Origin of the sequence: Rhodoferax sp. WC2427 (genome assembly GCF_040822085.1) — a bacterium.
In the GTDB taxonomy this organism is placed as follows: Bacteria; Pseudomonadota; Gammaproteobacteria; order Burkholderiales; family Burkholderiaceae_C; genus Rhodoferax_B.
Map to the genome: position 1 here is coordinate 2685499 of NZ_CP162006.1, position 26115 is coordinate 2711613.

The 26115-nt window shown below is 61.8% G+C and carries 29 protein-coding genes; 4 read left to right on the plus strand and 25 right to left on the minus strand.

Annotated features, from left to right (window positions below; all coding sequences use genetic code 11):
• Nucleotide 1 precedes the first annotated feature (1 nt).
• From AB3G31_RS12680 to AB3G31_RS12775, 20 genes are all read right to left on the minus strand, one after another.
• Nucleotides 2-3733: a host specificity factor TipJ family phage tail protein gene (locus AB3G31_RS12680; protein ID WP_367846442.1), complete on the minus strand. Its 3732-nt coding sequence runs from the start codon at nucleotides 3731-3733 to the stop codon at nucleotides 2-4.
• A complete protein-coding gene (locus AB3G31_RS12685; RefSeq protein ID WP_367846443.1) occupies nucleotides 3730-4149 on the minus strand; it encodes a hypothetical protein in 420 nt (139 codons plus the stop codon). The genes AB3G31_RS12680 and AB3G31_RS12685 overlap by 4 nt, the downstream gene beginning before the upstream one ends.
• An 8-nt stretch (nucleotides 4150-4157) precedes the next feature.
• Nucleotides 4158-4634, minus strand: a complete 477-nt coding sequence (locus AB3G31_RS12690; RefSeq protein ID WP_367846444.1) for a DUF1833 family protein — start codon at nucleotides 4632-4634, stop codon at nucleotides 4158-4160.
• On the minus strand, nucleotides 4631-4999 hold the full coding sequence (locus AB3G31_RS12695; RefSeq protein WP_367846445.1) for a hypothetical protein: 369 nt from the start codon (nucleotides 4997-4999) through the stop codon (nucleotides 4631-4633). Before AB3G31_RS12695 ends, AB3G31_RS12690 begins: the two co-directional genes overlap by 4 nt.
• Entirely contained in the window at nucleotides 4999-7350 is a 2352-nt protein-coding gene (locus AB3G31_RS12700) for a phage tail length tape measure family protein (RefSeq protein WP_367846446.1), read from the minus strand. The genes AB3G31_RS12695 and AB3G31_RS12700 overlap by 1 nt, the downstream gene beginning before the upstream one ends.
• Entirely contained in the window at nucleotides 7343-7555 is a 213-nt protein-coding gene (locus tag AB3G31_RS12705) for a DUF1799 domain-containing protein (protein ID WP_367846447.1), read from the minus strand. Before AB3G31_RS12705 ends, AB3G31_RS12700 begins: the two co-directional genes overlap by 8 nt.
• 185 nt (nucleotides 7556-7740) lie before the next feature.
• A complete protein-coding gene (locus tag AB3G31_RS12710; protein ID WP_367846448.1) occupies nucleotides 7741-8115 on the minus strand; it encodes a hypothetical protein in 375 nt (124 codons plus the stop codon).
• Nucleotides 8116-8167: 52 nt separating this feature from the next.
• Nucleotides 8168-9103, minus strand: coding sequence for a hypothetical protein (locus tag AB3G31_RS12715; protein ID WP_367846449.1), 936 nt, complete (start codon nucleotides 9101-9103; stop codon nucleotides 8168-8170).
• Nucleotides 9087-9266 carry a hypothetical protein gene (locus tag AB3G31_RS12720; RefSeq protein WP_367846450.1) on the minus strand — a complete coding sequence of 60 codons (180 nt, stop codon included), beginning with the start codon at nucleotides 9264-9266 and terminating at the stop codon, nucleotides 9087-9089. The genes AB3G31_RS12715 and AB3G31_RS12720 overlap by 17 nt, the downstream gene beginning before the upstream one ends.
• Nucleotides 9253-9606, minus strand: a complete 354-nt coding sequence (locus AB3G31_RS12725; protein ID WP_367846451.1) for a hypothetical protein — start codon at nucleotides 9604-9606, stop codon at nucleotides 9253-9255. Before AB3G31_RS12725 ends, AB3G31_RS12720 begins: the two co-directional genes overlap by 14 nt.
• A 24-nt stretch (nucleotides 9607-9630) precedes the next feature.
• The gene (locus tag AB3G31_RS12730) at nucleotides 9631-10245 is read right to left on the minus strand and encodes a hypothetical protein (protein WP_367846452.1); all 615 of its coding nucleotides are present in this window, start codon (nucleotides 10243-10245) and stop codon (nucleotides 9631-9633) included.
• Nucleotides 10246-10719, minus strand: coding sequence for a glycoside hydrolase family 108 protein (locus tag AB3G31_RS12735; protein ID WP_367846453.1), 474 nt, complete (start codon nucleotides 10717-10719; stop codon nucleotides 10246-10248). It lies immediately after the preceding gene.
• Nucleotides 10716-11141 carry a hypothetical protein gene (locus AB3G31_RS12740; RefSeq protein ID WP_367846454.1) on the minus strand — a complete coding sequence of 142 codons (426 nt, stop codon included), beginning with the start codon at nucleotides 11139-11141 and terminating at the stop codon, nucleotides 10716-10718. Before AB3G31_RS12740 ends, AB3G31_RS12735 begins: the two co-directional genes overlap by 4 nt.
• Entirely contained in the window at nucleotides 11138-11695 is a 558-nt protein-coding gene (locus AB3G31_RS12745) for a hypothetical protein (protein ID WP_367846455.1), read from the minus strand. The genes AB3G31_RS12740 and AB3G31_RS12745 overlap by 4 nt, the downstream gene beginning before the upstream one ends.
• The gene (locus AB3G31_RS12750) at nucleotides 11692-12309 is read right to left on the minus strand and encodes a hypothetical protein (RefSeq protein WP_367846456.1); all 618 of its coding nucleotides are present in this window, start codon (nucleotides 12307-12309) and stop codon (nucleotides 11692-11694) included. The genes AB3G31_RS12745 and AB3G31_RS12750 overlap by 4 nt, the downstream gene beginning before the upstream one ends.
• 35 nt (nucleotides 12310-12344) lie before the next feature.
• Entirely contained in the window at nucleotides 12345-12677 is a 333-nt protein-coding gene (locus AB3G31_RS12755; RefSeq protein ID WP_367846457.1) for a hypothetical protein, read from the minus strand.
• A gap of 86 nt (nucleotides 12678-12763) precedes the next feature.
• Entirely contained in the window at nucleotides 12764-15364 is a 2601-nt protein-coding gene (locus AB3G31_RS12760; RefSeq protein ID WP_367846458.1) for a phage protease, read from the minus strand.
• 162 nt (nucleotides 15365-15526) lie between these two features.
• A complete protein-coding gene (locus tag AB3G31_RS12765) occupies nucleotides 15527-15745 on the minus strand; it encodes a hypothetical protein (RefSeq protein WP_367846459.1) in 219 nt (72 codons plus the stop codon).
• A complete protein-coding gene (locus tag AB3G31_RS12770) occupies nucleotides 15742-16365 on the minus strand; it encodes a phage antirepressor N-terminal domain-containing protein (protein ID WP_367846460.1) in 624 nt (207 codons plus the stop codon). Before AB3G31_RS12770 ends, AB3G31_RS12765 begins: the two co-directional genes overlap by 4 nt.
• Nucleotides 16366-16450: 85 nt before the next feature.
• Nucleotides 16451-16624 carry an Arc family DNA-binding protein gene (locus AB3G31_RS12775; protein WP_367846461.1) on the minus strand — a complete coding sequence of 58 codons (174 nt, stop codon included), beginning with the start codon at nucleotides 16622-16624 and terminating at the stop codon, nucleotides 16451-16453.
• Between the two features lie 110 nt (nucleotides 16625-16734).
• On the opposite strand from AB3G31_RS12775, the gene AB3G31_RS12780 reads away from it, so the two are divergent.
• Nucleotides 16735-17115 carry an Arc family DNA-binding protein gene (locus tag AB3G31_RS12780; protein ID WP_367846462.1) on the plus strand — a complete coding sequence of 127 codons (381 nt, stop codon included), beginning with the start codon at nucleotides 16735-16737 and terminating at the stop codon, nucleotides 17113-17115.
• Between the two features lie 3 nt (nucleotides 17116-17118).
• Here AB3G31_RS12780 and AB3G31_RS12785 read toward each other — a convergent pair whose 3' ends face one another.
• Nucleotides 17119-17739: an SOS response-associated peptidase gene (locus tag AB3G31_RS12785; protein WP_367846463.1), complete on the minus strand. Its 621-nt coding sequence runs from the start codon at nucleotides 17737-17739 to the stop codon at nucleotides 17119-17121.
• 109 nt (nucleotides 17740-17848) lie between these two features.
• Here AB3G31_RS12785 and AB3G31_RS12790 point away from each other — a divergent pair, with 109 nt between their 5' ends.
• Nucleotides 17849-18160 (plus strand): hypothetical protein, encoded by a 312-nt coding sequence (locus AB3G31_RS12790; RefSeq protein WP_367846464.1) that lies wholly within the window; start codon nucleotides 17849-17851, stop codon nucleotides 18158-18160.
• Between the two features lie 43 nt (nucleotides 18161-18203).
• On the opposite strand, the gene AB3G31_RS12795 is transcribed toward AB3G31_RS12790, so the two are convergent.
• The 4 genes from AB3G31_RS12795 to AB3G31_RS12810 all read right to left on the minus strand — a co-directional run bounded on the left by AB3G31_RS12795 (nucleotide 18204) and on the right by AB3G31_RS12810 (nucleotide 22795).
• Nucleotides 18204-19301 (minus strand): hypothetical protein, encoded by a 1098-nt coding sequence (locus tag AB3G31_RS12795; RefSeq protein ID WP_367846465.1) that lies wholly within the window; start codon nucleotides 19299-19301, stop codon nucleotides 18204-18206.
• Nucleotides 19298-20719 carry a hypothetical protein gene (locus AB3G31_RS12800; RefSeq protein ID WP_367846466.1) on the minus strand — a complete coding sequence of 474 codons (1422 nt, stop codon included), beginning with the start codon at nucleotides 20717-20719 and terminating at the stop codon, nucleotides 19298-19300. Before AB3G31_RS12800 ends, AB3G31_RS12795 begins: the two co-directional genes overlap by 4 nt.
• Before the next feature lie 66 nt (nucleotides 20720-20785).
• Nucleotides 20786-21640, minus strand: coding sequence for a tyrosine-type recombinase/integrase (locus AB3G31_RS12805; protein WP_367846467.1), 855 nt, complete (start codon nucleotides 21638-21640; stop codon nucleotides 20786-20788).
• Nucleotides 21641-22093: 453 nt separating this feature from the next.
• Nucleotides 22094-22795, minus strand: a complete 702-nt coding sequence (locus AB3G31_RS12810; RefSeq protein ID WP_367846468.1) for a PEP-CTERM sorting domain-containing protein — start codon at nucleotides 22793-22795, stop codon at nucleotides 22094-22096.
• Nucleotides 22796-22874: 79 nt separating this feature from the next.
• Between AB3G31_RS12810 and AB3G31_RS12815 the strand changes: the two genes are divergently transcribed.
• Entirely contained in the window at nucleotides 22875-23954 is a 1080-nt protein-coding gene (locus AB3G31_RS12815; protein ID WP_367846469.1) for an acyltransferase family protein, read from the plus strand.
• Between the two features lie 65 nt (nucleotides 23955-24019).
• The gene (locus AB3G31_RS12820; RefSeq protein WP_367846470.1) at nucleotides 24020-26107 is read left to right on the plus strand and encodes an SUMF1/EgtB/PvdO family nonheme iron enzyme; all 2088 of its coding nucleotides are present in this window, start codon (nucleotides 24020-24022) and stop codon (nucleotides 26105-26107) included.
• Nucleotides 26108-26115: the final 8 nt, after the last annotated feature.

A 26115-nucleotide genomic window follows, 5' to 3' on the forward strand; every position in this document is an offset into this window, starting at 1 on the left:
GTCAATATCCTTCTACAAAAAAATCCACGTATTGCGGGTCGGTCAGCGTGCCGTTCAGGCGGAACTGCCAGCGTGGGCCGGGGCTCAGGGCCTGGTCGATGCGCACATAGGTCCAGGTGCCCGACCGGTTGTCCTGGACCACGATGGTGGTGCGCTTCAGGATGCTGTAGCTGCCGCCCAGCGGTATGCGCACGTCGCCCACGCCCAGGCGGTACAGGGTGCCCAGGGTGGCAATCTGCACGTCGTTGATGTACTCGCTCTTGATGGGCGCGTTGATCTGGTAGCGCCAGCTGCGCACCGTGGGCACAGGGCTGGGGGTGGTGGCCGCCACGGTAATGCGCAGCTGGATGTAACGGGTGTTGAACGGTGCCACCGAACTACCCCATGCGCCCCAGGTGCTGCCGTCGGCGCTCACCCGTATCTCCTGCACCAGGGTGCCGTCGGCATCAATCGTGCTGTTCACCTGGCCCGCAATCACGGTGCCAAAGTCGCGCACCGGGGTGGTGTAGGTGATGGGGCTGGTGGGGTTGAGATTCCAGCGCGTCCAGCCCGCCCAGGTGCTGGGCAGCGTGGCCCAGGTGGTGCTGTCCAGCGCTTCCAGAATGCCGCCCTGCACCTGGCAGCCGGTTTTGGTGCCCAGCCACCCCTCTTGTTCTTCAAAAAACTCGTCAAACACGTTGCCCAGCCGCCGGTCGGGCAGCGCAATGGTGCGCACCAGCATGCTGCTCTCGTTACCCGTGGTGTCGATGGACTTGGCCGCAAAGGTGTAAATGCCACTGAGCGGCGCGTTGAGCTCCACCGGGCTGTGCGTGTAGTAGGTGGTGGTGTCTTGCAGCAGTTGCATGCTGGCCCAGTCGGGCGCGGGCACGGTGCCGCTGGTGTAGCGGATCTCGCAGCCCAGCCAGTCGGCGGGCTGTGCGTCCAGCGAGTTGTAGCCAAAGTTGTACTGGCGCGTGCCGTCTGGCTGCACCTGGATGGTGAAGAAGTCGAACGGCTCGGGCGGCACCGACAGGCCGGCCACCTTGTAGCCCGTGGCGTAGGGCGTGCCGGTGTGCAGGTCGCTGAAGGTGCGCAGCTCCAGGTACCACGTCTCGCTCAGCCCGCCCTGCCAGGTGAGGCGGGTGCCGCGGGTGGTGGCCAGCAGAGCTTTGACCCCATCGCCCATGGCGCCCCACAGCTCGGCCTGGGCGTAGCTGCCGGTCACGTCGAAGGTGAGCGTGAGTTCGGTGTAGTAGGTGGTGCCTTGGCGCTTGAGCTGCTCGGTCACCAGCACGCCCGACACCACCGGCCCGCCCTGCAGCAGACTGGTATTGGGCGGCGGGGTGTAGGCCCCAGTCCACACGTAGGTCCAAAACTCCGGGCTCTCGGGCACCAGGGCCACGCGTGCGCCCTCCATGTTGCCCTGCGGGCTGATGTCGGCCACCCGCATCTTTTGGCCTGGGGTGGCCTTGAAGTCGTAGATCCACACTGCGTCCCAAGCGGGGTTGCTGGCGCTGTCGCCCGGTACCGACACGCCGCCAGGCCAGGCGGTGGCCAGTGTGAGCACTCGGCTGCTGCCGGTGAAGGCGGCAATGGGAAAAATGCGGTACTGCCGCTCACCCGCCAGGCGCAGGCCTACGTAGCGGCTGGTGGCGCCGGTGGGCGAGACGGCGGGTACCACGTCGTCCAGCGTGAGGGTGACGGTGCCGCCCGCGTTGCTGGCCGCCTTAAGCCGCCCGCCATAGCCCCACTGGGTGACGTCGTGGCTCACGGCTATCACGGTGCCGCGGCGGAAGGTCATGTGCTCCAGGTCCACCTCGCAGTTCACGGTTTTGCGCAGGTAGATGTTTTGCGCCATGCTGAAGCGGGCCAGGATGGCGGCGTGCGCCTCGCTGGTCACGCCCACCAGCTTCTGGCGGGCGGTGTCGGTGGGCGTGGTGACGCCGGGGGCCAGCACGCGCACGCTCTTCCAGGCATTGCCCCGGTTGCGGTCAAAGTACTGGTACTCCATTTCGTCGGCGGTGGCGCCGGTGTCGTAGTCCACGCTGAAGCTTTTGGCCTTCATGGTGCCCATGTTCAGCACGCTCTCCACCGGGTCGTCTTCGCTGAACCAGACTACGCCCAGCTTGCCGGTGTGCCAGCTCACGGTGCCCATGCCTGCGGCGGCAATGGCATTGAGCAGGTCGCCCACGCTGGTGCTCTCTTGCACAAAATAGTCGAAGGTGAAGCCCTTGGCCGCGCAGCGCACCATGAAGCCCTGCAGCCCGGCGATGTCAATCTGGCTGTCGGCAAACCCCAGCCCGGCCAGCAGCCGCCCATCCGGCCCGTAGATGCCGCGCGCCAGCAGCAATATCAGCGCGCCGGGGTTGCTCAGGCCGTTGCCGCGGTTTGTGGCGGTGGTCCAGGTGCTGCCGTTCCAGTACGGGTGCGGGTTGGCGGTGGCCATCCAGTTCAGCTCGTCCAGGCTGCCGCTGAGTTGGCCACTGGCCTGGATCTGCACGCCCAGGCGGGCCTGGCCTGCGTAGTTGCCGGTGTCGAGCTGGTAGCTTTTCAGCACGGTCCACTGGATGGCATTTTGGGCGGAAGTGGATGTTTCGTTGGCCGTGATCTTGCGCGCCCGCACCTCGTACTGCCCAGCGGGCACGCTGCGCTGCAGGCTCAGGCGCAGCGGCTTGCTGTTGGCGTTGTTGAGCCGCACATTGGTGGGGGTGATGGTGGTGGTATAGCCCGGGCTGACCAGGGTGGATTCGTAGTCGGCCCCATGGCCCACGTGGGTGTACACCGGTGGGGTCACCACGTCGTAGGGTTCGCTGTGCAGCATCTGCCAGGTGCTGCTGCCCACGGCCCGGAATTCCACCTCCAGGATGCACAGCAGGTTTTCATACGCGCCATTGCCGCCCACCTTGAACAGCTGGCCCTCCAGGTCGACCACCAATTGGATGGTGTTCACGCTGGTGGTGCGGGTGACCCATGCGCCAGGGCTGGTGGGAGCGTCCAGCAGGGCCCCGGCCACAGTGTCCACGCTGGATGTGAGTACCGGTAGGCCCGTGTTGCCGCTGGCAAAGCCTTGGTAACTCAGGGTTACGCCCTGGTAGGTGCCAATGGCCGTCTGCCCGATGCGCAGCGTGTCCACGCTGGCGCAGTTAAGCCCTGCGTGGAACAGCTGCCACAGAAACTGCTCGCCGTTGGCAAAGAAGGTGTAGTTTTGTGCGGCCAGGTCGGGCACGCAATAGGGCTGGCCCAGCACCAGGCCCATGGGTTCAAACAGGCGGGAGGTATTGCGCCCACCGGTCAGCGAATAGCTGGGGTTTTCGGAATTGGTTACCGGGGTCAGCGCCTTGGGGCCCAGCAGCTTGTTTATCACCATGCTGCCAGCCATGAAGATCACACCGGCCGCAATGTAGCCAGTGACACCCGAGAACCCCATACCCGTCAGCCACCCACTGGCACCCAAGCCACCGGCGCCGAAAGTGAAATATGCCAAAGCTGCAATCGCCACAAGCTGCAGCACCTGCTTTTGCGGCACCCGACGCGCCTCGATCAGGTGGCCGTGCTTGGGCCGCAGGCGCAGCCAGTGCGCCTCGGCCACCTCCACCCCGCCGATGGATACCACCCACTGCTGCCCGGCAACCACGCCGTGGCGCTGCAAAAACAGGTCCAGGGTTTCACCCGGTACCAGCGCCGCCGCCTGTGCGTCCAGCACCTGCTGGCCCTGGGTGCTCAGCGGGTGCGGGGTGACTACCAGCGCCGTCATGCTGCGGCCCTCCAGGCGTAAAAGCCGTCCAGCCGCATGCCAAAGCGCTGCAGGTCTTCCAGGCGCTGCAGGGCGGCGCTGCCCAGGCCAAAGCTGTTGTGCAGCACCCATACCTGCCCGTCGCGCATGAACACGGTGCCCACATGCCACAGCGGAGCCGTGGGGCCGGGCTCAAACATCAGCACGGCGCAGCCGTCGGCAGGCGTGGCCACCGGGTCGGCCAGGGTGCCCTGCAGGCGGTGGATCTCCCGGGCCTGGCCCAGTGCGCCGCCTGGGCGCTTGCGGTGGGTGGGCAGCTCGACCACGCGGCCAAACACCTGCCACTGCACCTGGGCGGCCAGGTCGGCACAGTCGAACTCGCCCACCAAGTAGGGCGTGCCCACGTAGCGCTGCGCTTGGTCAAAAAGGGTTGGCATGGGGGGTTTCAGTCCGGGAACAGCGCCGGGGCGCTTATGGGGTCGTAGCGCAGCAGCACCGCAGGGCGGCGCAGCAGGTCGTCTGGGCCCATGGTGGCGCTCAGGGTGTGCATGTCCACCCGCACGCCGCTGAGCGGAGCGGTAAAGCTGTAGTCCACCACCCCCGGCGTGGTGCGATGGACCATCAAGATGGTGGCCATGAGTGCCGCACCGGGGGGCAGGCGCTCCAGCTCGGCGGTGAGCTCGCGGCCCACGTTGTCCATCTGCAGCTTGGCACGCGGCACTTCCTTAGCCTTGTCGTTGGGCAGGGAGATGGAAAACGGCAGGCCCAGGTAGGTCGCGCCCAGGGTGACCAGGTTGCGGGTGTCGTTGACCAGGCGCACCGGGCCGCTGAGTGCGGGGTGGTCCAGCTGCAGCAGCATGAGCACGCCCTGCGGGTCGTCTACCGCGTGCAAGTTGCGGGTGGTGGCGGCGCTGGTAGTCACAGGGCGGCCTTCACGTATTCCAGCTTCACGCTGCGCTGCGTGCGGCCCCAGCTGCCGATGCTGGGGGTCAGGGTGCCGATGTCGCCGCCCACAATGCGCGCCTGCACCGTCACGCCGGTGCGCGGCAGCACAAAGTCGAACCAGGCCGCCCCGCCACTGGCATCGGTGTACACCCAGGTTTCAAAGGCGGCTGCGTTGGCGGCGGTGTCGAAGTACAGCATCATGGGCACAGTCACGGTTACATCGGCCTGGGTGCGGCGCTGCTTGGCCACGCCGCGCTCCATCTCGCTGCGCGCCACGATGGGCTGCGCCTGCTCGCCGCTGTCGCGCCAGCCCAGCTTTACGTAGGTAGGGAAGGTGGCCATCAGTTCACCGCCGTTCTAAGGCCGTAACGGCCTTCCATGGAGCGGGCCAGGCTGCCAGAACCGGCGCTCACGTTGTCGGCCAGCATGTCTTCCACCTGGCGCAGCATTACGTCGATCTGCAGGCCGCCGCCGTTTTGCGACTGCTGCACGGTAGCTGTTTGCCCGGCAGTGGGGTACACGTTCACTGTTACCTGCTGCTGGCCACCGCCTCCTGCTGCGCGCACGCCCAGCGAGCCGTCAGCGCCGCGCGACAGCGGCATGATGGCCTCGGGCCCGGCCTCGCCCATCAGGCCCGTACCCTGTGCAAACTTGAACAAGGTAGGCGAGCTCACCACGCTATTGGTAAAGGTGCCGCCCTGGGCAAATGCCTGGAGGCCGTCCATCCAGGCCCCGCCATGGGCCATCGTGGTGGCCGGTAACTGCGGCCCCACATTGGGTGCCCCCATAGGGCTTGTGGCACCCCCAAAAAAGCCGGACACCAGCCCGGTGATCGCACCCTCCAGCGGCTTCAGCCACGGGTTGGTGATGGACTCTGCAATGGCCCGGATCAGCCGCGTCTTGACGGTGCTGGCCAGGGTGGCAGCCAGGGCCTCGGCCGGGTTCTTGCCCGACTCGAAGGCGCGCTGTAGTGAATCGGTCATGTCGCGGCGCAGGTCGTCGCTGAACTGCTTGCTGTCGGCCTCATTTTTCTTGCGCTGGTCGTCGGCCAGCTGGACCTGGCCCAGCTGGGCCGTGAGGTCGCGTTCCTGGATCAGGGCGTCGATCAGGCGCTGTTTTTGGGTGATCTGCTGCTCGTCAAAACCAAAGCCGTCCATGGAGGCCAGGTCTTCCTGTTTCATGGCAATGATGTGGTCCAGACGGGCGGCTTTCAGCGCGTCGATCTGGCCCTTGGTCTTGCCGACCGATTCAATCTGCAGCTCCAGCGTGCTGTTGGCCTTGAGCAGGCCGGCAATCTCTTGCTCGCGGGCCTCGTAGTCTTTGGTGGCGGCGGCCGCGGCGGCCTCGCGGTTCTTGGTGGCTTCGCGCAGGGCATCGGCCTCGGCTTTGGCCGCCTCGCGCATGAAGGGCTGCCTGGCCAGCAGCTCTTGCAGCGCCCGCTGGTAGGTGGCGGTGGACAGCGTGCCCTTGTCGTACATGGCCGCCAGGCGCTGCACGTCCTTCTCATAGCTGGCTGAGTAGCCCGACAGCTCGGCCAGCACGCGGCGCTGGGCCTCAATCTCGGGGTCTACGCGTTCGGCCTTGGGGGTTTTGGGCTTTTCGCGGGCAGCGGCAATGGCGGCTTCGTTGGCCTGGGCTTCTTGCGATTTGCCGTCTGCCGCACGACGCTCCACGCGGGCGGCTTCCTGGGCCGATTGCAATTGGCTTTGCAGGTTGGCAACCAGCTCGGCCCGGGTGTCGTCGGTGTAGCGCCCCGTGTTCTTGCGGGTGGCCAGGGCGTCCAGCTGCGCCTTGATCTTGGCAATCTTGTCGGCGGTGGTGTCCTCGCGGCCCACGTTGAGCATGGCATCCCAGGCCCGGCTGGCCCAGTTGTTCACGCCTTGCCATGCCTTTTGCAGAGTGCCCAGGTTGGTAGTCATGTCGCCGCCCAGGTGGCGGCTCAGTGCCTCGCTGGTGACCTGCATGGCCTCTTGGGTCTTGCCTGCCTTTTCCAGCGACTCGATGTATTTGTACTGTTCGAGGTTCAGGAAGTGATAGGCCTGGTTGTGCTTGGCCGCCCAGGTGGCCACACCGTCGGCCATGCCCGCAAAGTCGCTCAGCACGGCCTCGCGGTTCTTGCTGCTGTACTGGGTAACCAACTGCACCGCCTGGGCCACACTCGTCAGGCTTTGGCTGGTCACGCGCCCGGTGGCCACCAGGCCTTCCATGGTCTCGCGGGTGTTGGCCACGTTGCCGTTGATGGCCGCAGCCGACTCCCGGGCCATTTGGTTCAGCTGCCCGCCCACCAGCCCGGCGTAATTGCCGGTAAGCAGCAGGGCATCGTTCTGGCGCTGGGTTTCAGCATGGGCTTGCACTACGGCAGCAACGTAGCCGCCCAGGGCCACGGTGGCCAGCGCCACGCCGCCCGCCATCAGCGCCAGACCGCCACTGGCGGCCCCGGTACCGACCGCAAGGCGCCCGGCTTCCAGCGCGGCATTGCGCCAATCACCCTGCGCCAGCTCGCGCCCTACCGTGGCGACCGACTGCCCTGCCTTGCCAATCTGCGTGCCTGCGGCCTCGGCCTGCTTGCCGGTTTGGGTGAGGTGGTCGCCCAGGTCGCGTATCTGTTGCGCGCTCAGTTTGGTGCCGTCGCTCAGGGCGGCGGTGCCGTCCAGTTCGATGACGACGCGCAGGCGTTCGGTTTGGTCAGCCATTCAGCACCCCGCGCGCAGCGGCTTCCATGCCCTGCAGTTGGTCAAAGGCCAGGGCGGCATCGGGTACCAAAGGTGTGTTGTGCCGCATCACGACTTCCACGCCGGGGTAGTTGAAGCCCAGCACCCTGCCCTGCGGGGTGAGCACCCACTGGGATACCGCGCATTTGAGGAACAGGCTGACCACGCCCCAGTTGTCTGGCCACACGCGCAGGGGTTCGCCGGGCGGCGGTTCGTCCGGGTCGGTGGCAGGCGCTGGCTCGTCAGCCCAGTCAAAGGCCGCGTCCCAGTCCGCTTCGCTGATACCCAGGGCTGTGCGTTCGTCGTCATCGTGGTCGTCCTCTGGCTGCTGGGCACCGCCGCGCTCTTGGCGCGCCCAGTGCCGCGCAGCCGCTAGGCGTTTTTTTCTGCGGCTACTCCACGGGTGACGGCCAGGAAGGTGCCCACCACGGCGTTCGCCACGCGGGGCTGGGCCAGCAGCGCGGCCTTGTTCTCGGGGGTGAATGGCAAGGTGCTGCCGTCGGGCATCTTGAGGTCGCTGAAGCTGATCAGCACCTTGTCGGCCACTTGCACGTTGGTGAATTGGGCGGCGCCGCTTGCGTCGCTGGCCACCAGGGCATCGCGTTCGGCGTCGGCCATGTTGGGAAACTCGCCGGTGAAAGTGGCCTGGCCATAGGTACCGTTCAGCGGCACGCGCACATTGACGGGCCAGGTGAAGGTGTCGGGCTGGGCCATCACAAACAAGGCGGCAGAGAGGGCTGATTTCATGGGTTGTCTCGTAATGAAGGGGTAAACCGGGGTGGCATGGGCCAGCGGCCTGTCAGGTGAAGGTGAACAGGTAGTGGTCGTTACCGGCGGTGGTGGGCAGCAGCTCAAACTTGGCGGTGGTGAAGATCACGCCCCGGTCGTCGCCCTCGCTCATGTCCACCAGCTGGGCCCGCGCTGCACCAAAGCCCACGCGGTTGCCCACCACGGTGCCGTGGGCGATGGCCAGGGTCTGGGTGGTGGTGGTTTCCAGCTCGCTGTAAAGGTTTTTCACCGCAGCCACCGGCAGCTCGAACTTCATGGACACCGTGGGGCGGCAGTCCATGGGCACGATGTCTTCGGCGTTGGCCAGGTTGCGGTAGGTGTGGGTGCGGACTTCGTCAATCTCGATGCTCGACACCTTCAGCGTGGTGCCGCCCAGGGTGACCACCGTGTTGCTCTTGCTGAAGCCCACGCTCTTGGGTACCACGGGCAGGGTGATGGCGGGCATGGCCAGATCCGCCGGGGTGCTGTACATGCCCATCAGGGCCACCGCCATGCGGGGCACCTTGCCTTCTTCAAACATCCACTTCATGGAGCCGCGCGCAAACGTCATCTTGCGCAGGAAGCCATCTTCGTTGACGTTGAGCGTGGCGGCTTCTTCCCCGGCGCTGATGGGGTTCACCAGCACGTTGGTGCTGGTGGTGGGGGTGACGGCATGGCCGCAGGCCCGCCACACCGCCAGCCACGATGCGCTGAAATTGGTGCCCAACGGGGCGCCCGCGCCCACCAGCGGCAGGGTGAAGCTGCATTCGCGGGTCAGGCTGACCATGAACTTGTCGCGGCTGCCGTAGCCGCCGCTGGCGTACTCAAACTCGTCGGTCACGGCCTTGGCAGCGGCGTCCCACTTGAAGTCGATAGCGGCCAGGTAGTCGGTGGCACCCGCCAGGGTGGCCTCGGTGCCGGGCGTAGCCTCGACCTTGATGCCTACGCCTTTACGCTTGCTCTTCATGCTCGTCTCCCAAAGTTGCAGGCTCTGCAGCCACTATGGCCAGGGTGACCTGGCCGCCTTCTACCGCCACCACGCCGTCGCCCTGGCGGGCATACACGCCGCCGTGGGTGGGCAGCGCAAACGGCGGCTCGGTGTGCACCGTGGCACGTTCAACTTTGTCCATCACTCGGCTCCTTTGCCCTTCCGGGCGGGTTAATCGTTACGCTGATACCCAGCTTGTGTTTCACCAGCATGAGCACCACATCGGCGGCACTGGCGCTGCCCATGCCACTCAAAATGCTCAGGCCCAGCAACATGGGTACGTCGGCCTTCAAGGTGCTGTAGCCGGTTAAAAAAACCACCATGCCCCACATCAGGCTGTGCAGCAGCGCACCCACCAGGGCCCGCAGGGTCAACGCGCCGCCGCCGCGCAGGTGCACGCTCAGGCCCAGCATGGAGGCCCCTGCCCCGCTGAACAGCAGAAACAGCACCCACCACGCCACGTCGTCACCGGCTGCCTGCATAAATTTCTCCAAGCGCTGCATGGCCTAGCCCTTGTTTCCGATTTGTTTCATGGTTTCGCTCAGGGCATCACCCAGCCGCTGGCCGTTGTCTTTGCTGCCCTTGCTGCTACCAAAGAAGTAGCTGACTACCTGCTGGGCATTCGCAGCGGCATAGCCCACTACAGTGCCGATCAGCCCGGCCACCACGGCCACGGCCCCCATGTCCATCTTGGCTTCGCCGATCACAAACCGGTAGCAGCCCAGCAGCACCAGGACCATCAGCATGGCAAAGGTGCCCAGTACCGATATGCCCAGCCAGTACACCTTGGTGTCGCCGCTGTTGGAGTGCCGCGCATCGGCTGTGTCGGCCACGAACACCTTGGCCTCTTCCACCGCCAAGCGCGCCATATCCTCGACGTGGGTGAAGCCCATGGCCTGCATGCGCTCTTGAAACCCCAGCTCGCGGTCCTTCAGGGCCAGCAGTTGCTCGGGGGTGGCGTGGGCTACGGCGCTGCCGATCGCGTCTGCCGTGGCGGCCACATCCACGCCCAGGGCGCTGCCCACCTCGTTGGCGGCCAGCGTGATCAGGGCAGGCACATTGCCGGTGGCGGCCGCGCCTATCCACGGCAGGGCCTTAGTCAACAGGTTGGAGAAGTCCATCTAGTTGTCCTCCGCCGCATATTCCAGCTGCCGCGCGCCGCGGTTGACCCAGCCCGCGCCCTGCGATGGCCAGGCGGAGCACTTGACCCAGAACCGCAGGCGTTGGGCCATGAAGCGCATGAGCGCATCGTTTACGTCCATGCTGGCCAGCTTGGCGGCGCTGAGCGGCCCCCAGTGGCCATCGTCTGCCACGCCGATGGCGGCCTGCAGCTTGCGCACGGCGGTGGAGATGCCGCTATTCACGGCAAAGTCGAAGGTCTGGAAGCGCACGGCAGGATGGGCATCCACCAGCGGTGCCCAAAAGTCGCGCAGGTAAATGGCCTTGGCGCCCTCGCGGGTCAGGGCTTTGATGTCCACGGTGGGGTAGCTGCGCTTGCTGATACCCCAATTGGTCTCGCCGCCGGGGTCGTGGGGGTCGTTGACGTAGCCGCCCTCTGCGCCCATCAGCCGGTCAAATGCCTGGTCAAAGTTCATACGTTCCTCACGGTCAGGTCCAGCACCAGCCAGCCGTAGGGGTGTTCCACCTGGCTGCTTTGCTGGTAGTTGCCCGGCACCACGTCGTCCAGCGGCTCGGGTTTTATGTCTTGGCACCAGGCCAGCAGGTCGGCCAGCAATGCGTTTTCAGCCTGCTCGATGGCCTGCGGCTCGGTGTCTTCGTCCACCGCCAGGAAGGCCACCACCTTGACGTTCATGCTGCCCAGCTCGCCCTCGCGGCCGCTCCAGTTGGCAAAGCTGCCGCCACCGGCGGCGACGATGCACACCAGGCCGGGCACCAGGTCGGCCACCTGCAGGCCTGCCGGGTCTTTGGGCAGGCTGCGCTGCACCGTGCGTCCGGGCATGCGGGCTGCCAGGCTGGCCACCATCGCGGCCAGGGTTTGCTCTTGGATGCCGCTCATGCGCTGGTACCCGCTGCGGTGTCTGCCGCCAGGCCCTTGGCCACGGCGCGGCGCAGGGCCTCGCCGACGTTGCGGCTCTGCTCGGCAAAGGTGGGCTTGACGAACGGGCTGGCCTTGGTGCCCTTGTGGCGGATGGCCCAGGCCAGGCCCTCGTAGCGGTCGCGCAGTTCCAGGTTGCGCAGCACCGCCTTGCGGCTGCCCTTGCGCGGTGTGCGCTGGCCCGCAAAGGCCTTGCTCTGCAGCCAGGCAATGATGGGCCCGGCGGCGGGGTCGTTGAAGCGTGGCAGGCCCCGGCCACCGGGGGCAATGCCGTGCTCTTGGTAAGGCGCATAGTCCACGCCCGGCGCAATCACGCGCTGGAAAGGGCTGGGCGAGTCCATGCGGATCGAGTTGGTCAGCAGGCTTTGAAATTTGGGGGCCTTGGTGCGCATCACCCGCGCCAGCATCTGGCCCTGGGTGTCCAGCGCGGCCTTGGCGGCCGCCTCGACCCGGGGGCCGCGCGCAGCCAGGCGTTCGGCCACCTGGTAGGCGTTGTGGCGGATGCCGCTGGTCATTTTGCTTCCCAGAACAGGCGCAGCAGCATTTCGTGCAGTGCGGCGGGGGTGCTGTTGCGGGGTGTACCGCTGAGGCCGTCGCGCATGGACACGGGCTTGTTGGCCTGGTGCAGCGTGAGCTCGCGCATGGCCTCGGCCTGGGCGCGCAGCAGCAGCAGGCCCCGATCGGCAGCGGCCACGGTGGTTTCGGCCGCTGTAGCACCCAGCACATGCTGGGCAAAGTAATAGAACTTGAAGGTGCTGCCCAGCGCGGCCAGGTGCAACGCGGTGGGCGCGGGGCTGAAGTCCAGCGCATAGGCGGCACCGTCTGACGATGCACACACTCGGGGCGTAGCACCGGGGTAGCCGGGTTCCCATGGCTGCGGGAAACACGCAGTGCGGTCCCACAGGTGCGCCTTGTAGGCGCTGAAAGCAGGCAGCGCGGCCAATGGGTACTGCGCCACGCCCGCGCTCAGTGTCACCTGGCCCAGCAGCGTGCGGGGCCGCTTGGTGGCCATGTCGGGCAGGGCCTGCAGCAAAAACCGGGTCAGATCGGCATAGTCGTCGGCTTTGAACAGGCTCGCGCCGTCGTGCAGACTGCGTTGAAAGTCTGCCGCCAGGTCTGCCAATGCCATCGAGCCCGCCATGTTGCTGCCGCCTTAGGTCTGGTTTACAAAGGGTCGCTGGTCAGCTTGGCATCGGCGCGGCGGATTCGCTCGTCGGCCAGGGCCGTCAGCAGCGTGGTGCGGGGCTTGTCGGCCTGGCCTTCCAGCGCGGCCATCATGTCCAGCGCGTCGTCGCCGGTTGCGGCAAAGCCCGCCACCAGTTCGGGTACCGGCTTTTTCAGTTCCAGCGCCACCAGCTCGGCCAGGGTGGGCAGAGGCGCAGCGGCGAGGGGCGCGGCTTCGTCGGGCACCTCCAGCATCACCTGCTCGCCGGGCGGGATCATCTGGCCGCGGACGTACATCGGGCTGTTGGTGTCGTTGGTAAAAATCTTTTGCATCGAAGGCTCCATGGGGGTTTGGCAAGCTCCCGGCCCGCACATAAGGCGGGCCGGGGGGCAACTAGCGGCGGGGAGTTATGCCGGGGCTAGATGGCGCGTGCAACACGCCCATTGGTGCTGTACAAGATGATGCTGGTGGCCGCGCCCTTGAGCTGGCTGGGCGTGTGGCTGCCCACCCACTGGGTGCCAAAGCCTTCCATGGCGTCGATGAAGGCGCCAGCAGAGTTGCGGGCTTGCTCCAGAGGCGTCATGGACCAGGGCTTGGCCATGCGGAAGCGGGTGTTAAGGCGCTGGCCCACCACAATGCGCGTGTCGCCAAACAGCGAGCCCGGCGCACGGGGGCGGAACACCGGCATATCTTTCACCAGGCCCACGCTGCCGTCGGCTGCCAGGCCGGTCGCGACGCGGGCGGAGTTGGCGCCAAAGGTCTTGGCCTGGCTGAGCGCGTTGTTCACGTTGCCGCTCATCAGGATCATGTTGGCGTTGTAGTAGCGCGTGTCTTCGATCACCGACTTGCGGCCGCCGATGGCGAAGAGCAACGTGTCATAGAACACATCGGTGGCTACGGCACCCTGGTCGGTGTCGAACTTCTTGACGTTGGTGGTGGTGCTGTAGGCCACCGTCAGCGCCGTGGCGTTGGGAGGCGTGTAGGCCGCGCCGGTTTCGGTCAGAAACTGCAGCTCGCCCATGTTGTAGTCCATCACCCAGTACTGGCCAGCGGCCAGGGTGCTGCCATCGGCGGGCACCAGGTACTCGGTCTTGGCCGCGCCGTTCAGCATCACGGTGATGGGGTTCAGCGTGGTGCCCTGCTGCACGCCCTTCAGGTCGTACATGGCGCGCGGCTTGACCACGGGGAAGTTGGCCAGCGGGAAAATCCGCTTGGTGCCGTTGACGTTGGCGGTCAGGGTTTCGGTGCTGACGGCATAGGCGCCCCACTCGTCTGCGCTACCCGCGATTTCGTTCAGGTTCAGCAGTTCCACGTCTTCGCCCACGATGCGGGCCATGTTCAGCACGTTGTCGGCGATGGGGTCAAAGTCGATGTTGGCCGCGGCCATCAGCAGCTTCATTTCGTTGCTGACCTGCATGGCCAGCTTTTGCGGGATGGGCCGGGTTTCTTCGCTGGTCTGGATCACTCCGGCGTTGCGGATGGCCTGGCGCTCGTAGCGGCGCAGGCCCGATGCCACGGCGGCCGTCTGGTCGCGGTAGCTGTAGTTGATGCTGAGCACGTTGGTGAACGGGATGGTGCCCACATCCACCAGGCCCAGGCTCATCAGGTTGTACAGCGACTCACGCACCACCGTGCGCTCAGCAATCTTGGGGATCGCCACGTCACTGATACTGCCCGCGCCTGCGGCCAGGGCTTTGTGCTCGTCGCTGAGCTGCTGGCCGTTGACGGCATCGAACAGCGCCAGGCACTTGTCGGCAAAGTCCTTGTTCTGGGCCAGCAACACGCCACCGGTGCGGTCAAAGCGGCGGTCGGCCTTTTTGCCCTCGGCAAAGCCCAGGCGCTTGTCCACCGTCTCCTGCAGGGCCTTGATGCCATTGCTGCTGTCCACGCTGATCTGGATCGTGCCGCCTACAGGGTTGTAGCCCAGCGTGGCCAGCTTCACCGCGGCGGTCATGCTCTGCGTCTGCTTGATGGCCAGGGCGGCCAGGTGCTTCACCTGGTCGTCGGTGGTGGCGGACGACACCATGGGGGCGTAGTCGTCGGCAAACTTCTTCACGCCCTCGGGGGTCAGGGTCTTGTCGCCGTCGGCAATGGTGTCGCTGAGCAGCTTGAGCTTGGCGGCCATGCCGGTGCGGTCGGCCAGGGTGGCGGCATCGCGGGCATCCAGGGCCAGGCGCACAGCGCCTGCCACGTCTACCGTGGGGGCCGCCAGCTGGATGGTCACATGCTTGCCATCGCCGCCTGCGGCCTTGATCTGTGCCATGGCGGCATCGCCCGCCACTGCCCAGGTGTCCACCACCGCAAGGCATTTGGCCTCGTCATCGGCAGCGGCGGTCAGTTGGATGGCAGCCGCATCCAGCAGCGGCTTGGCCGTCGATTCGGTAAAGCCCAGCTTGATCAGGCGGGCCAGCAGGGCTTGCAAAAATTTGTTCATGGAAAACTCCGAGAGTTCTTTAAGAAGGGATGGGGAGATCGCCGTGCGCACGGCACGGTCGTGGTCGTTGTCGGCGGAGAGCTGCACCGGCTCCAGGTGCTTGATCACGGGCCGCACCGTCAAGCCAGCGCCCAGCAAAACGCAGCCGTACGGCTGTTGCTTTTCGTTGTCTTGCCACTGCTCGTGGTATTCGGCGCTCAAGTAGGTAAAGCCCCGGTCCTGGATCGCGGCCACACCGAAAGGTGTCCACTCCACCAGGGCACGCAGTCGGCCGCCCTCGACCGAAAGCTTCACCACCTTGCCCGCAGCGCCGTCGCTGGGCTTGTGGCTCACGTCGATAAACACGTCCTGGCCCAGCACGCGCTTGTCAAAGTTGGCCACCATCTGGCCCAGCATGTCGTTGGTGATCGCAAATGCGCCGTAGCGCGGGTCGGTGAAATTGCCCGTCCGGGTCAAGGTCACCCACGTCTGCGTAACGCCGTCAGCCAGCGTGACCGACTGGCTCAGGAACCGCACCACGCCGGGCGCATCCCCTTGGGCCAGCAGCATGTGCCGGGCTGCAATTGCAATGATCGAACGCTTCATAAGGCCTCTCATCCGACGACCGGATGGGGCACAGTTTCAAGGGTTCAGCTCGCCAAAAAAAGGGGGGTAAAGTGGCAATTGATTGCGGGAATCAAGGCCAGGGTAAAGCGCGGGATGCTACGCATTCGGTAGCACCCCGCCGGGCCGGTGAGGCCTACTGCATTACGCCTGAAAGCGGGTGTGCCGTGCCACCCGCAGGCCGTCCACCACGTTGGCCATCTGCACGCCTACACCCTCCACCAGCCCGACAAACAGGCCTGCCGACAGCGGGTATTCCGGTGGGCAACCGTGCAGCAGCTCCAACAGGGCGCGGATGCTGGTGTAAGCGCCGTCGGCATCCACGGCGGTGTCGGACAGGGTTTCTTGAAGTTCATCGCTCATGGTGCACCGCCTTCCAGGGCAAGAATCTGCTGCCGCACACCTGGGGCCAAATCCAGCATCGCAGATGCGCGCTGCCCCAGCAAAGCACTGACCATCACGTAGTCGGCATAGGCATCGGTGGCGACACCCAGGCTAGCGGTGTTGCCCAGCTCTTTGCGCAAATCACCGCGCCTCCGCATGAGCCGGTCGCTGTCGCTGGCCCCCAGTCGTTTCCCTCCATGCAGCGGTTCTTGCTGGGTCCAGTGCCGCCACAGCACCTCGTCGCACTCGTCCTGGTACCGGATGACCTTGGGGCGCAGCGCAGCGGTCAGCTTGCCAGGGTTGAGGGAGTACAGCCAGCCGGGGAGCTTGCGGAGAGGTTGACAAATCATGGTGCGAGGCTTTCCGTCCTCTGCAACTGTGGTGATTTCCACCATAGTTGACCCGAATTTCTCAGCAAGTTTGACGTACTGGCTGCGCCAATCGAGGCCCATGGCGGTCACCAAGGGCTTCATGACCACGTAGGGCTGCGCATTATGCTCAACCAAAACCAGGGTGTCCTCGTGGAATAGCACGGGCATCAGCTGTACCGGCTCTGATTTCTCTATAGCCGATGCTGGGTGTTGGGTATTAGAATTCATGGGCTTGGTTCTTTCATTGGTAATGGGGTTCTGGGCACTCGATGCCCCGGCTGTTGACGCAGCCGGGGCATTTTCTTTTGTGGGCTCACTTCGCATCTTCAGCCCTCTTTTCGAGCTGTTGCCGCCTGGATTCCTCCAGCCGGGTAACGATTTCAGCAGTCAAGCTGCGGGAGTTATCTACCGCCTCATGCTTGAGCCACTTTTCCAAGTCAACGGGCATGCGCAGCGAATAGGGCTTTCGTTGTGGTGGTTTCTCCATTTGTTCCTTTCACACACTGTTGTTCGTGTGGATGAAGTATAGATTCCACATTTGATGGATGTCAAATAGATTCTTTGTCAAGATTCCAATTGGCATCCACAATTTCGGCCATGACCGATCGACACCAATCTCCCTCGTATCCATTACGCATTTCCAGCGAACTCAAATACCAAGTAACTAAAGCGGCTTTTGCGATGGGCCGCAGCTTTAACGCAGAGGTCACAGCCCGCCTTCAGAGCTCCTTTGCATCACCCATTCCAGATCTACCTGCAGAGGTGAAAGCAGCGGTGGAAGCTGAGGCAAAAAGTAGAAATTGCACAGAGAGTGAGGCGCTCACACGACTGGTGCTGGCTGGCCAATCGAAGGGCGGCACGCTGTTGCAGATCACCCTGACCCCACAGACCACCTACCAGCAGCTGAAAGACTTGCTCAAAGCAGGCGAAACCATCATTCCGCCCAACGCCGCGTTGGTGGTCGAAACCAAGCGCTAGCCGCTACGCCTGGGCCACCAGCTCGCCCGGGTACATCTGCATGAAAGCCATGCTGTCCTCGGCCGGGGCGTTCAGCCAGGCACCGTAGGCATCCTCCTGCAGGATGACCACCATGCGCTTCTCGTCTTCGGTTTTATGGAAATTGCGCATCAGCGCATGGTCCGCCGCGTTGATCGTCAGCATGGTGTAGCTGCGCACAATGCTGCCGTCGGGTGCCTTCCACCCGGTCCACAGGCCTGCGATGCCCATGGGCTGTTCGTCTGCCCGGGAGATGCGGGTGGCGATGGCTTTGCCGCTGCGCCAGTCGGGCTCGTAGATCGCATCGGCCGGAATGATGCAGTGTCGCCCCAGCCGCCAGGCATCGCGGAAGCTGGGTTTCTCGGCCACGGTTTCGGTGCGCGCGTTGTAGGTGAACCGGGTGCCTTTGGTGTCGTCTGCCCAGTGCGGCACCATGCCAAACAGGCCCGGCAGGGCTTCACGCCCATCTTCCTCACGCGGTCGCCGGATGAATAGGCCTTGCTTGCCTGGCCACAAATCGGCCACGCCCGCTTCCTCGGGCATGTCGCACCCAAAATGTTTGCGGAATTGCTCGCGCTTTTTTACGGCTTGGTAGTGGCTGCACATGGCAATATCGTAGCGCCGTGGTTTACTGTATATTTAACCAGTGTTCTGTGAAATTACATCCCTGCGAGACAAAGGCCGCCGACTTCGGGAAGCCGAATGGCCCCAGCCCGTGCGCGCCCACCTGGTCATTGCCGACAGCGATGCCAAACACAACAACTTCCGGCGCCACCTGCGCTTCGCCACCTTGTACGAGCGGGTGGGCGGCAGCTCATGGCGCACGGTGGCAGTGATGGCCGACCCGGTAATTCTGCGCACCGTCGGCAATGGCATGCTGCTGGCAGGCGTGGAGGTGGAGCTGCAGGAAGCCCGCACCCACGAATATGCCCAGCTTTGGCTGTGCCGCCCTACCCACCCCGGATCGCCACCACTGTCCCCCTTGGACTACCAGCGGGAGCTGGAGAAACTGCTGCCCACGTCGTAGCAGGCCGTTGAATATCCATCAAAATTCATAGCTGCCTGCGCAGTCAGGCTCTGCGCAAGAGCCTTTTATTCACTGCATACAGCGGGCTGCGAATCATGCCCTGCGATAGCTTTCCCTCGTCCCACAGCGTGGCCTTTTGCTGGCCCAGAATGCCCTCGCGCACATCGGGCGGCATGCGGCCCATGGCATCGGTCACGGTTTCCTTGCCCGCCGCGTCGGCAGTGGTCAGGTCCGACGCAAACACGATGTTCACAAAGCTGAGTGTGTTGGGGTGTGCGGGCCAGGGGCAGCGGTCGGCGCTGGGGTACACGCCCTGGCCCAGGCCGTACAGGTTCTGCGCGGCCAGCAGGTCGCAAATGTCGGGCTTGGGGTGCTGCGGGCTCAACAGGTACTTGAAGCCCACAAAGCCCGGCGTTTGCGCGGCGCCCTGCATGTAGGCGGTGCCGTGGGCGCGGTTGGCTTCGGTGCGGAACACGCGGGCGGCCTTCCACACTTCAGCCTGATCATTGCCGGCCAGCAAATCGGCCGCGCGGGCCACCTGCCCCACGGTGCCGCCCTGGAGGCGCGCCGACACATCGGCCGGTACCGGCTGGCCGCTGTACATGAACTGCGCCGCCGCGCGCTGCGCGTCCCAGCCCTGCACCACCGCGCTGTTGATAGCCCGGCCTAGCACTTCTTTGGCCCCCTGGTCCAGCCGCCACACCCGGTCGCTCAGCTGCAGTCCGTCGGCGGCGCGGAAGTTCAGCACGAATTTCACGGCATCGGTGGCCACACGCATGGCCGCATCGCTGCCCAGCACCGCCTGTGCGCCCGCCTGGCCCGTAGCCGCCACCGCTGCCGGGGTGTACGGCTGTACGCCCAGCGCGGCCGCCTGCTCCAGGCCCTGGGCCATCAGGGTGTTGCGCTGGTGGCCCAGCGCGTCGATCACGTCGTTTACCTGGCGCAGCAGATCCTGCAGGCGCTCCAGCGGCACCAGGTCGCCATTGTTGGCCTTGGAGGCCACCAGCGCTTGTACATCCTGCGCAGCTTGCTCGTATATTTGTAGCAGCTCTGCGGCCTGCTGAGCGTCCAGATCCTGCATGGCATTGCGTGCCTGCTGGCTGGCACGATGGATGGCGGCACGGGTGACAGCGGACTTCACCCGCGCCCTCGCCCGCCATTGCTACCCGGTTGCCCCACCGCCGTGCTGCTCTCGCCTTTGGGTGCGTTGCCGGGCGTGGTGCTGACCTTCAACGAACCCTGGGCCATGGGCAGGCCGTCCGGCCCCACTTTCAACGGGTTGGGGTACGGGTCGGTGCTGTTGGCCTGCTTGATCTTCATCGCCCGGATCTTCTGCGGATCCAAACCCATCTCGGTCTGGATGTACTCATCCGGCAGGCCCAGCGCCATCCATTTCAGCGCCAGGTCCGCCACCTGGTTGGATGTCTCGGTGCGGCGGGTGGCAAAGCGAAGGTAGAAATCGTCCGGACCGGGGTCTATGCCTTGCAGCAGCAGGTGGATGCGGAAGGCAAAGGCGTACACCCCGCCCTGCGCGTCCTGCAGGCCGTCCACGTAGTCGTAATACTGGCGCTTCATGTCCTCCAGCACATCGCGGGCCACGCCGTCGGTGTAGCCAAACAAGGCCTTGGGCGCGGGCGAACCGGCAAAAAAGGTGCTCAGCAGGTGGGCTACGTCGCCGATATCGCCCAGGGTGGCGTCTCCCTGGATGGCCTGCACGCCGCCCTTGCGGTTTAAAAAGAAGTCGGTGGTGATCTCGTTCTGTTCGCCCTGGGTCTGCTGGCGGTAGGCGGCCATGGTGGGTTCGTCGGCATTTTCCAGAATGTGGGCCAGGCGCAGCGGCGCGCGGGTGCGGCGGCGGATCACCAGGTCTTCCTCGGTCATGATCAGTTTGCGCCAGGTGCTGGCGCAGCCGTCCAGCATGGGGCGCCCCATGCTGCCCAGGTCGTCCCAGTTGTCGGGGTCCAAGCGGCCCAGCGCCAACTGCCAGGCGGCGAAGCTGGCCAGGGTCTGGCCGGTCATCACGTCGCGCTGCTCAAACGCTGCGGCCGGGTTCTTGAAGCGGCCGCCCATGTCGGTCATGGGCTGCAGGGTGTCGCTGGGCATGCGCACCGCGGCCACCACCTGGGCGGTGGTGCCCGACGTGTCCAGCACCAGCTGCAGCGGCAGGTTGCCCTCGATTACCAGCCCGCCCCGGGCATCGCTTTTGAGCTTCTCCCAATTGTTGAGCTGCAACCGCGCCTGGAAGCCATCCCACTCGCGCTTCAGCACCTCGCTGGCGGTCTGCATCACGAGCCCGCCCCGGATCACGTCGCTGGCGGTGCGGCCGTGCACCATCTTCACCCGGCCATCCTTGCGGTCCATCTCGCGCATGGTGGCCACGAGCGCGCGCCGGTCGTAGTCCACAAACATGGCGTTGCGCATGGCGCGCTGCATGGCCAGGTCGGAGGCAATGCGCTGGCCCTGCTCGCCTGGCAGGCTGCTGGAGGACGGGAACAGCGCCGACCATTTGGATGCCAGCGGGGCCAGGACATTGTTGGTTAGTGCGCGGAAGATGGCCATAGGCGGCCATCGTCGGACAGTTTTCGCGCCAAAAAAAGGGGGGTAATCCGGCAACCAAATGGTCTATCAGGTAGTCAGAACCAACCGCTTCCACTCACCCACGCTGAGCCCTCTATCATCGTTGTAGCGGTCGGTCATAGACTGGTGCTTGTGTCCCAGCAGCGTCTGGGTATCGATACCCTGCTTGCGATAAAGCCGCTCAGCCAGCGATCGGCATTCATGCAAGCTGGGGCGGACACCGCGGAGCCACGTACCTATTTTGTTGATGCACTCTTCAAAGCGATAGCTGAGCATGTCGGGGCGCTCAAATGCTGCGCCGTTCTTTTTTCGCAAAAGCGTCGGACCTGCCTTTGCATAAAAGCGGCATAGTTCAATCACCTCGCCCAAAGTCAGGCCGACTGCATCAAGGCGCAACGACAGCGGCAGCGCTACCCGCGCGCCATGTGGCTTGCCCGCTTTTTTTTGCTGCTCGATGTGAAGGTATCCATCGCTCACATCATCGAAGCGCATTTTGCAAAGGTCTGCCCGCCGCTGCCCAGTTGCAAGTGCCAGCAAAAGCATGGGCTCCAACCACTTGATGGACCCCGCAGCGGCGAGCGTCCGCATCTGCTGCCACTGCTCTAACGTTAGGCGCTGGCGTTTGACCTTGGCCGCCGGGCGACGGACGTGCAACGCCGGGTTCAAATCCATCCAGCCATTCGCCACCGCTTCTGAAAACACATCACGCAACTCATCGAGCACACGCTGCGCAGTAGGCGCTCGATCTGGCAAAAAACTGCGGATGGCCGTCGTCAGGTGATGGGGCCGGATGCTGCGCATCGTGTGGCTGCCCAGGCCCCGCCGAATATGGCGCACACAGATGGATTTGTTCTTGACGGTTTGCGGGTTGTACTCACGCTGTTTGATGATTTCTTGGTACACATCCAACCACTCAGAGAGGGAGCGCCACTGTGGAGACACCCGCCCCAAAATCCTCGACATAAGACCCATAAACCCCTCCATTTGTTGAGACTCAACAATTAGGATAATTTATGAGTCTCAAAAATAAACCAACCTGCCATTTATGAGTCTCAAAAACTGCGCATAAAATCACGAAATGACTACATCAAAACCCAAACCTGGCCGCCCTGCCACACCAGACGATCAAAGACTTATCTCCAAGTCCATGCGGTTCACTGCGGGCCAGTGGGCAAAGATTGATGAAGCAGGCAGGGCCTGGCTGCGTGACCTTGTCGACGCAGCTCCGATGCCAAAGAAAAAGCCACCCGAAGGTGGCTCTGAAGACTGACGGGTTCACCGGCAGGGGATGGGAATACTGTCAGTGGCCGAACAAAAAAACTCGCCGAGGCGAGTCAGATCTTGATGTTGTCGAAGTCAGACCAGCTTGAGCCTACGATTAGCCAAAAGTCCTGCAAATCCAAGACCGACGAGTGCTAGTGAACCAGGCTCCGGTACAGAATTGGAATTGCTTCCCGTGAGATTGATAACTGAGTTGGTAAGCGCCACACCCCAACCGGAGTTGCTTGCATCGATATCAATTCTCAACTTTAGACCGGTCGCTATGTCATCAAAAAAGTTGCTTGTAAGGGTGAAGCTGGTATCAGAGAAAAGCTTATCACCTCCAGTAAGCATACCGAGAAGCACCCATGTTCCTCCGGCCGAATTTGAGTCATAGGCATAGATGTTGTCAAATTCGCCTGGGTCCACATCATTTGCACCAATGGTTAACGCGGCGGAAGTGAATGCCCCACTATAGGCAGCCTGACTCCAGTTCCAATCTTGATTGGAAAATCGGGCGTATGGAGCATTTGTTATTTGACTGGATACAGGGCCGAAATAGGTGGTCGCTGTAGGAACATAATTTACAGGCGTTGCCTGGGCTACGCCAAAAAAAACGCCGCCAAAAAGAACGCCCAAAAGTACTTTGGAAGAAATTGTCATGAGTGAAAAAAGGTAGGCTGCGGCGGATGCCTGGATAGATGAACGCTCGAATTTTCCCCGCTCAGTCGAAAAATTGCCGTGACTTAGTTTGCAGATCTTACGAATAGTTACATTGATGTCGTCGAAATATCCCAACTAAAGGGATGGGGTTAGGCGCTTCGACGCCTGCGCTACAGTCACTTTGCTCCTACGCATCTTCTAGAAACTAATAAATATGTCCGACAAAAATCAGCGGCTGATCACTTTAGATGCCATGCGAGGCATCGCCGCAATCCTCGTTGTGATCTTCCATCTCCGGAACGTTGGCTTTTCACAGGCTAAAAGTGCCTACCTCGCCGTTGACCTTTTTTTCCTACTGAGCGGCTTTGTGATCGCCAAGACTTACGATCCAAGACTGAGGGCAGGGCTGGAACTCTGGCGGTTTGCCATCCTGCGTTACATCCGGCTCTACCCCCTCTTCGCGGTTGGGTTGTTTATTGCACTTGCCCACAGGCTTTGGCAAATCAGTCTAGGACGACCCGACGCGATGACATCGACAGACGTTTGGCTGAGCCTGGCCACCGAAGCTTTCATGCTTCCCTCGATTCCAGGCATGGATCTGTACATGCTCAATCTGCCTGGCTGGTCTTTGTTTTTTGAGATTGCTGTGAATCTCATCTATGCAGCATTTCTTTTCAAAGCTCCAGTGAAAGTTCTTGTTGCTATTGCAGCGCTGACTGGCACCGCCCTTGTTTGGCTTACTGTCTCTGGTGATGGCATAAACCATGGGCCTCGTTGGGAAGGCCTTTGGTTCGGCTTCATCAGGGCCGGATTCGCATTCACCGTAGGCGCCATCCTCGCAAGAGTTCACAACAGTCCGCCTCGCGAAAGCCGCATCGCATTGATTCCGATGGTTGTTCTGATCGCGCTACTATGTGTGCCACCAAAAGGCTACCTCTTCGGTGCGGCCTACGAACTTACCGTAGTAGTGATTCTTGCCCCAATATTGGTTTGGGTTGGGGCAACGCTCAATCCACCACGCTCTTTCTTTAGAGCCAGCGAAGCGATGGGCGATCTGTCATATGCGATTTACGTGATCCACTATCCGCTTATTTTTATCTGCGCGTGGGCAGCCGAAGAAGCGGGCATCGACAGAATTATTTGGATGCCAGCATTCCTAGTAGTGGCTCTCTCACTTGCATGGTCACTACACCGTTTCTTCGATGTTCCTATCCGCATTTGGTTAAATGACATCGTTCGAAGAAAATATGCTCATACCAAACAGGGGCAACCCACTATTGTGGGGACGAAATGAAATTAAGGCTTGTATCGCAATCAAGATCATTGGAAACGAACGCACTTATTCTCTCACTTATTCCTATGCGTAAAGTCTTCAAGGTTTCAGTGATGGCATTCACTTTTCTAATATTCGGGACTACTCACGCTGCGGAATTTAAATTCAAAAGCGAATTTGTAAAAATAGTTCCCGAAAAAATTAAAGACAAAAGCCATACAAATTGCACATTCCCAACAGATCCATATGAAATCTCCAAATACGAATTAAGCAATACGGAATATGTTGAATTCTTGAACTCTGTCGCAAAGAAAGGCGACCCGTTCAATTTATACACGAAAATTCAATCGCAACATTTTTGGGGTGGAATTATCGCAAAGAAAGTCGGCGAGGAAACCATATTCTACGTAAAGTACGGGTATGAAAAACTACCCGCAACATTCATATCTTGGTTTGATGCCATAAGATACCTAAACTGGCTAAGTTATGGAAAACCAAATACAGGACGCAGTGAATTAGGAACAACGGAGGGAAATGCAACCCACGGGGCTTACAACACGGCCGACCTAGAAACAAATAAAGTACCTCCGCAGAGAAACAAAAATGCAACTTACTTTTTACCGACTTGCGGAGAATGGATATATGCGGGCTTCTACAACCCTATCAACAAGATCATAAGCCGGGACTCCGGCGGCGACACGCCGCCAATCGCTGGGCCTCCTAACGCCAACACAAGATCCGCAAACTACTACACAGATCAGTGGGCAATCCCATATCCACACCTTGCCGCAGTTGACGCATATACGAGCAACTCAAGCGCACTTGGTACTTTAAACCAAGCTGGAAATGTAATGGAATGGGTAGAAACGGACGGCAATATGGCGCTTGGAGGTTCACTCTTCTTGCCTGGCGACACCATCACGAGCACTTATCGTGATCTCGAACTACCATCAAAAAAATTGAGTTCCTTTGGATTTCGGATAGCAAAAAAAACTCCAAGCAATGACTCAGCGACTTTGAGCGCAACAGCAGAGACCAGTGAACCATTCGTAAAATCAGTTTCAGCAGCGCAGACAACCAATAAAACGGTGCCAATTGAAAAATGGATAAGAATCAGTATCCCCGGTAATACTTCCGATTTCCAAACAGGCAGAGGCTGTGTGGCAAATGAGTATGAAATAGCCGCATTCAAAATCACTAATCAAGAATATTCAGACTTTCTGAACTCAGTTGCAGCTAGCAGAGATACTTATTTTCTATATCTTGACGACATGTCAACAGGTATTGCCGGAGGCATAGAACGAAAAAAAACTTTGGAAACTTATAGATATTCTTCAAAAAATGGCTATGAAAATAGACCAGTCGCATATCTCTCTTGGTTCATGATTGCACGGTATGCCAACTGGATGCATTTTGGCAAACCTGTTGGAGATCAAGTGCTTGGGGTCACCGAAGGGAATTCTTCAACTGGCGCCTATGACACTACCGCACTAAACGCTTATAAAAATAATAAAAGTATTAAGCATTTACTTACACGTAATCCAGATGCAAAGTACTTTATCCCCAACGATGATGAATGGTACAAAGCCGCCTATTACGATCCTGAAAAATCCGGGCTATCAAAATATTGGATTTATCCTGAAAGAGTTGATGCCATACCCGAAAATTCAATGGAATCTAAAAATGGTGCGAATTTCCAAAATGAAACTATGGGGGAAGGCGCTCCTTATTACGTGAGCGAGTCTGGCGTTTTCAAGGGTTCAGGATATTTTAAGGTTTCTGACATGGGCGGTAATCTGTGGGAATGGACCGAAACGTGGCGTAATTTTGGCGGCGAAGATTGCTGGCGCTGCGACACACCAAAAAAAGGACTTCGCGGCGGTTCCTTCAACTACATCGAAATAGGTTTGGACAAAAAAAATATTGACCCTGGTATTCCTGATAACCATTACTTTACCTACGGCGGTCGACTCGCGCGGCGAGTTGAGTCTTCCGCCACTAGTTGGTGCATTCCGGCAGATGTCCGCTATCGCGCCGCGAATACTGCGGGGGCAGCATTCGCTCATAAAAAGGAGGGCGCTGCAGGCCTTGGAATAATAGGGGCCTGTGGTGTTCTCCTCCTATTCTGGAGACGACGGCGATCGCAAGAGCAACGAGCAAAACCTAAACTTTAGCTACGCTG

Excerpts from the sequence above, each read along its gene's own strand:
- AB3G31_RS12765 (WP_367846459.1), bottom strand. The coding sequence starts at position 15,745 with ATGAGCGATGAACTTCAAGAAACCCTGTCCGACACCGCCGTGGATGCC.
- AB3G31_RS12800 (WP_367846466.1), bottom strand. The coding sequence starts at position 20,719 with ATGGCCATCTTCCGCGCACTAACCAACAATGTCCTGGCCCCGCTGGCA.
- AB3G31_RS12770 (WP_367846460.1), bottom strand. The coding sequence starts at position 16,365 with ATGAATTCTAATACCCAACACCCAGCATCGGCTATAGAGAAATCAGAG.
- AB3G31_RS12740 (WP_367846454.1), bottom strand. The coding sequence starts at position 11,141 with ATGAGCGGCATCCAAGAGCAAACCCTGGCCGCGATGGTGGCCAGCCTG.
- AB3G31_RS12760 (WP_367846458.1), bottom strand. The coding sequence starts at position 15,364 with ATGAAGCGTTCGATCATTGCAATTGCAGCCCGGCACATGCTGCTGGCC.
- AB3G31_RS12745 (WP_367846455.1), bottom strand. The coding sequence starts at position 11,695 with ATGACCAGCGGCATCCGCCACAACGCCTACCAGGTGGCCGAACGCCTG.
- AB3G31_RS12685 (WP_367846443.1), bottom strand. The coding sequence starts at position 4,149 with ATGCCAACCCTTTTTGACCAAGCGCAGCGCTACGTGGGCACGCCCTAC.
- AB3G31_RS12725 (WP_367846451.1), bottom strand. The coding sequence starts at position 9,606 with ATGCAGGCAGCCGGTGACGACGTGGCGTGGTGGGTGCTGTTTCTGCTG.
- AB3G31_RS12730 (WP_367846452.1), bottom strand. The coding sequence starts at position 10,245 with ATGGACTTCTCCAACCTGTTGACTAAGGCCCTGCCGTGGATAGGCGCG.
- AB3G31_RS12750 (WP_367846456.1), bottom strand. The coding sequence starts at position 12,309 with ATGGCATTGGCAGACCTGGCGGCAGACTTTCAACGCAGTCTGCACGAC.
- AB3G31_RS12775 (WP_367846461.1), bottom strand. The coding sequence starts at position 16,624 with ATGGAGAAACCACCACAACGAAAGCCCTATTCGCTGCGCATGCCCGTT.
- AB3G31_RS12820 (WP_367846470.1), top strand. The coding sequence starts at position 24,020 with ATGCGTAAAGTCTTCAAGGTTTCAGTGATGGCATTCACTTTTCTAATA.
- AB3G31_RS12695 (WP_367846445.1), bottom strand. The coding sequence starts at position 4,999 with ATGGCCACCTTCCCTACCTACGTAAAGCTGGGCTGGCGCGACAGCGGC.
- AB3G31_RS12780 (WP_367846462.1), top strand. The coding sequence starts at position 16,735 with ATGACCGATCGACACCAATCTCCCTCGTATCCATTACGCATTTCCAGC.
- AB3G31_RS12735 (WP_367846453.1), bottom strand. The coding sequence starts at position 10,719 with ATGAACTTTGACCAGGCATTTGACCGGCTGATGGGCGCAGAGGGCGGC.
- AB3G31_RS12700 (WP_367846446.1), bottom strand. The coding sequence starts at position 7,350 with ATGGCTGACCAAACCGAACGCCTGCGCGTCGTCATCGAACTGGACGGC.
- AB3G31_RS12785 (WP_367846463.1), bottom strand. The coding sequence starts at position 17,739 with ATGTGCAGCCACTACCAAGCCGTAAAAAAGCGCGAGCAATTCCGCAAA.
- AB3G31_RS12715 (WP_367846449.1), bottom strand. The coding sequence starts at position 9,103 with ATGAAGAGCAAGCGTAAAGGCGTAGGCATCAAGGTCGAGGCTACGCCC.
- AB3G31_RS12680 (WP_367846442.1), bottom strand. The coding sequence starts at position 3,733 with ATGACGGCGCTGGTAGTCACCCCGCACCCGCTGAGCACCCAGGGCCAG.
- AB3G31_RS12720 (WP_367846450.1), bottom strand. The coding sequence starts at position 9,266 with ATGGACAAAGTTGAACGTGCCACGGTGCACACCGAGCCGCCGTTTGCG.
- AB3G31_RS12815 (WP_367846469.1), top strand. The coding sequence starts at position 22,875 with ATGTCCGACAAAAATCAGCGGCTGATCACTTTAGATGCCATGCGAGGC.
- AB3G31_RS12755 (WP_367846457.1), bottom strand. The coding sequence starts at position 12,677 with ATGCAAAAGATTTTTACCAACGACACCAACAGCCCGATGTACGTCCGC.
- AB3G31_RS12710 (WP_367846448.1), bottom strand. The coding sequence starts at position 8,115 with ATGAAATCAGCCCTCTCTGCCGCCTTGTTTGTGATGGCCCAGCCCGAC.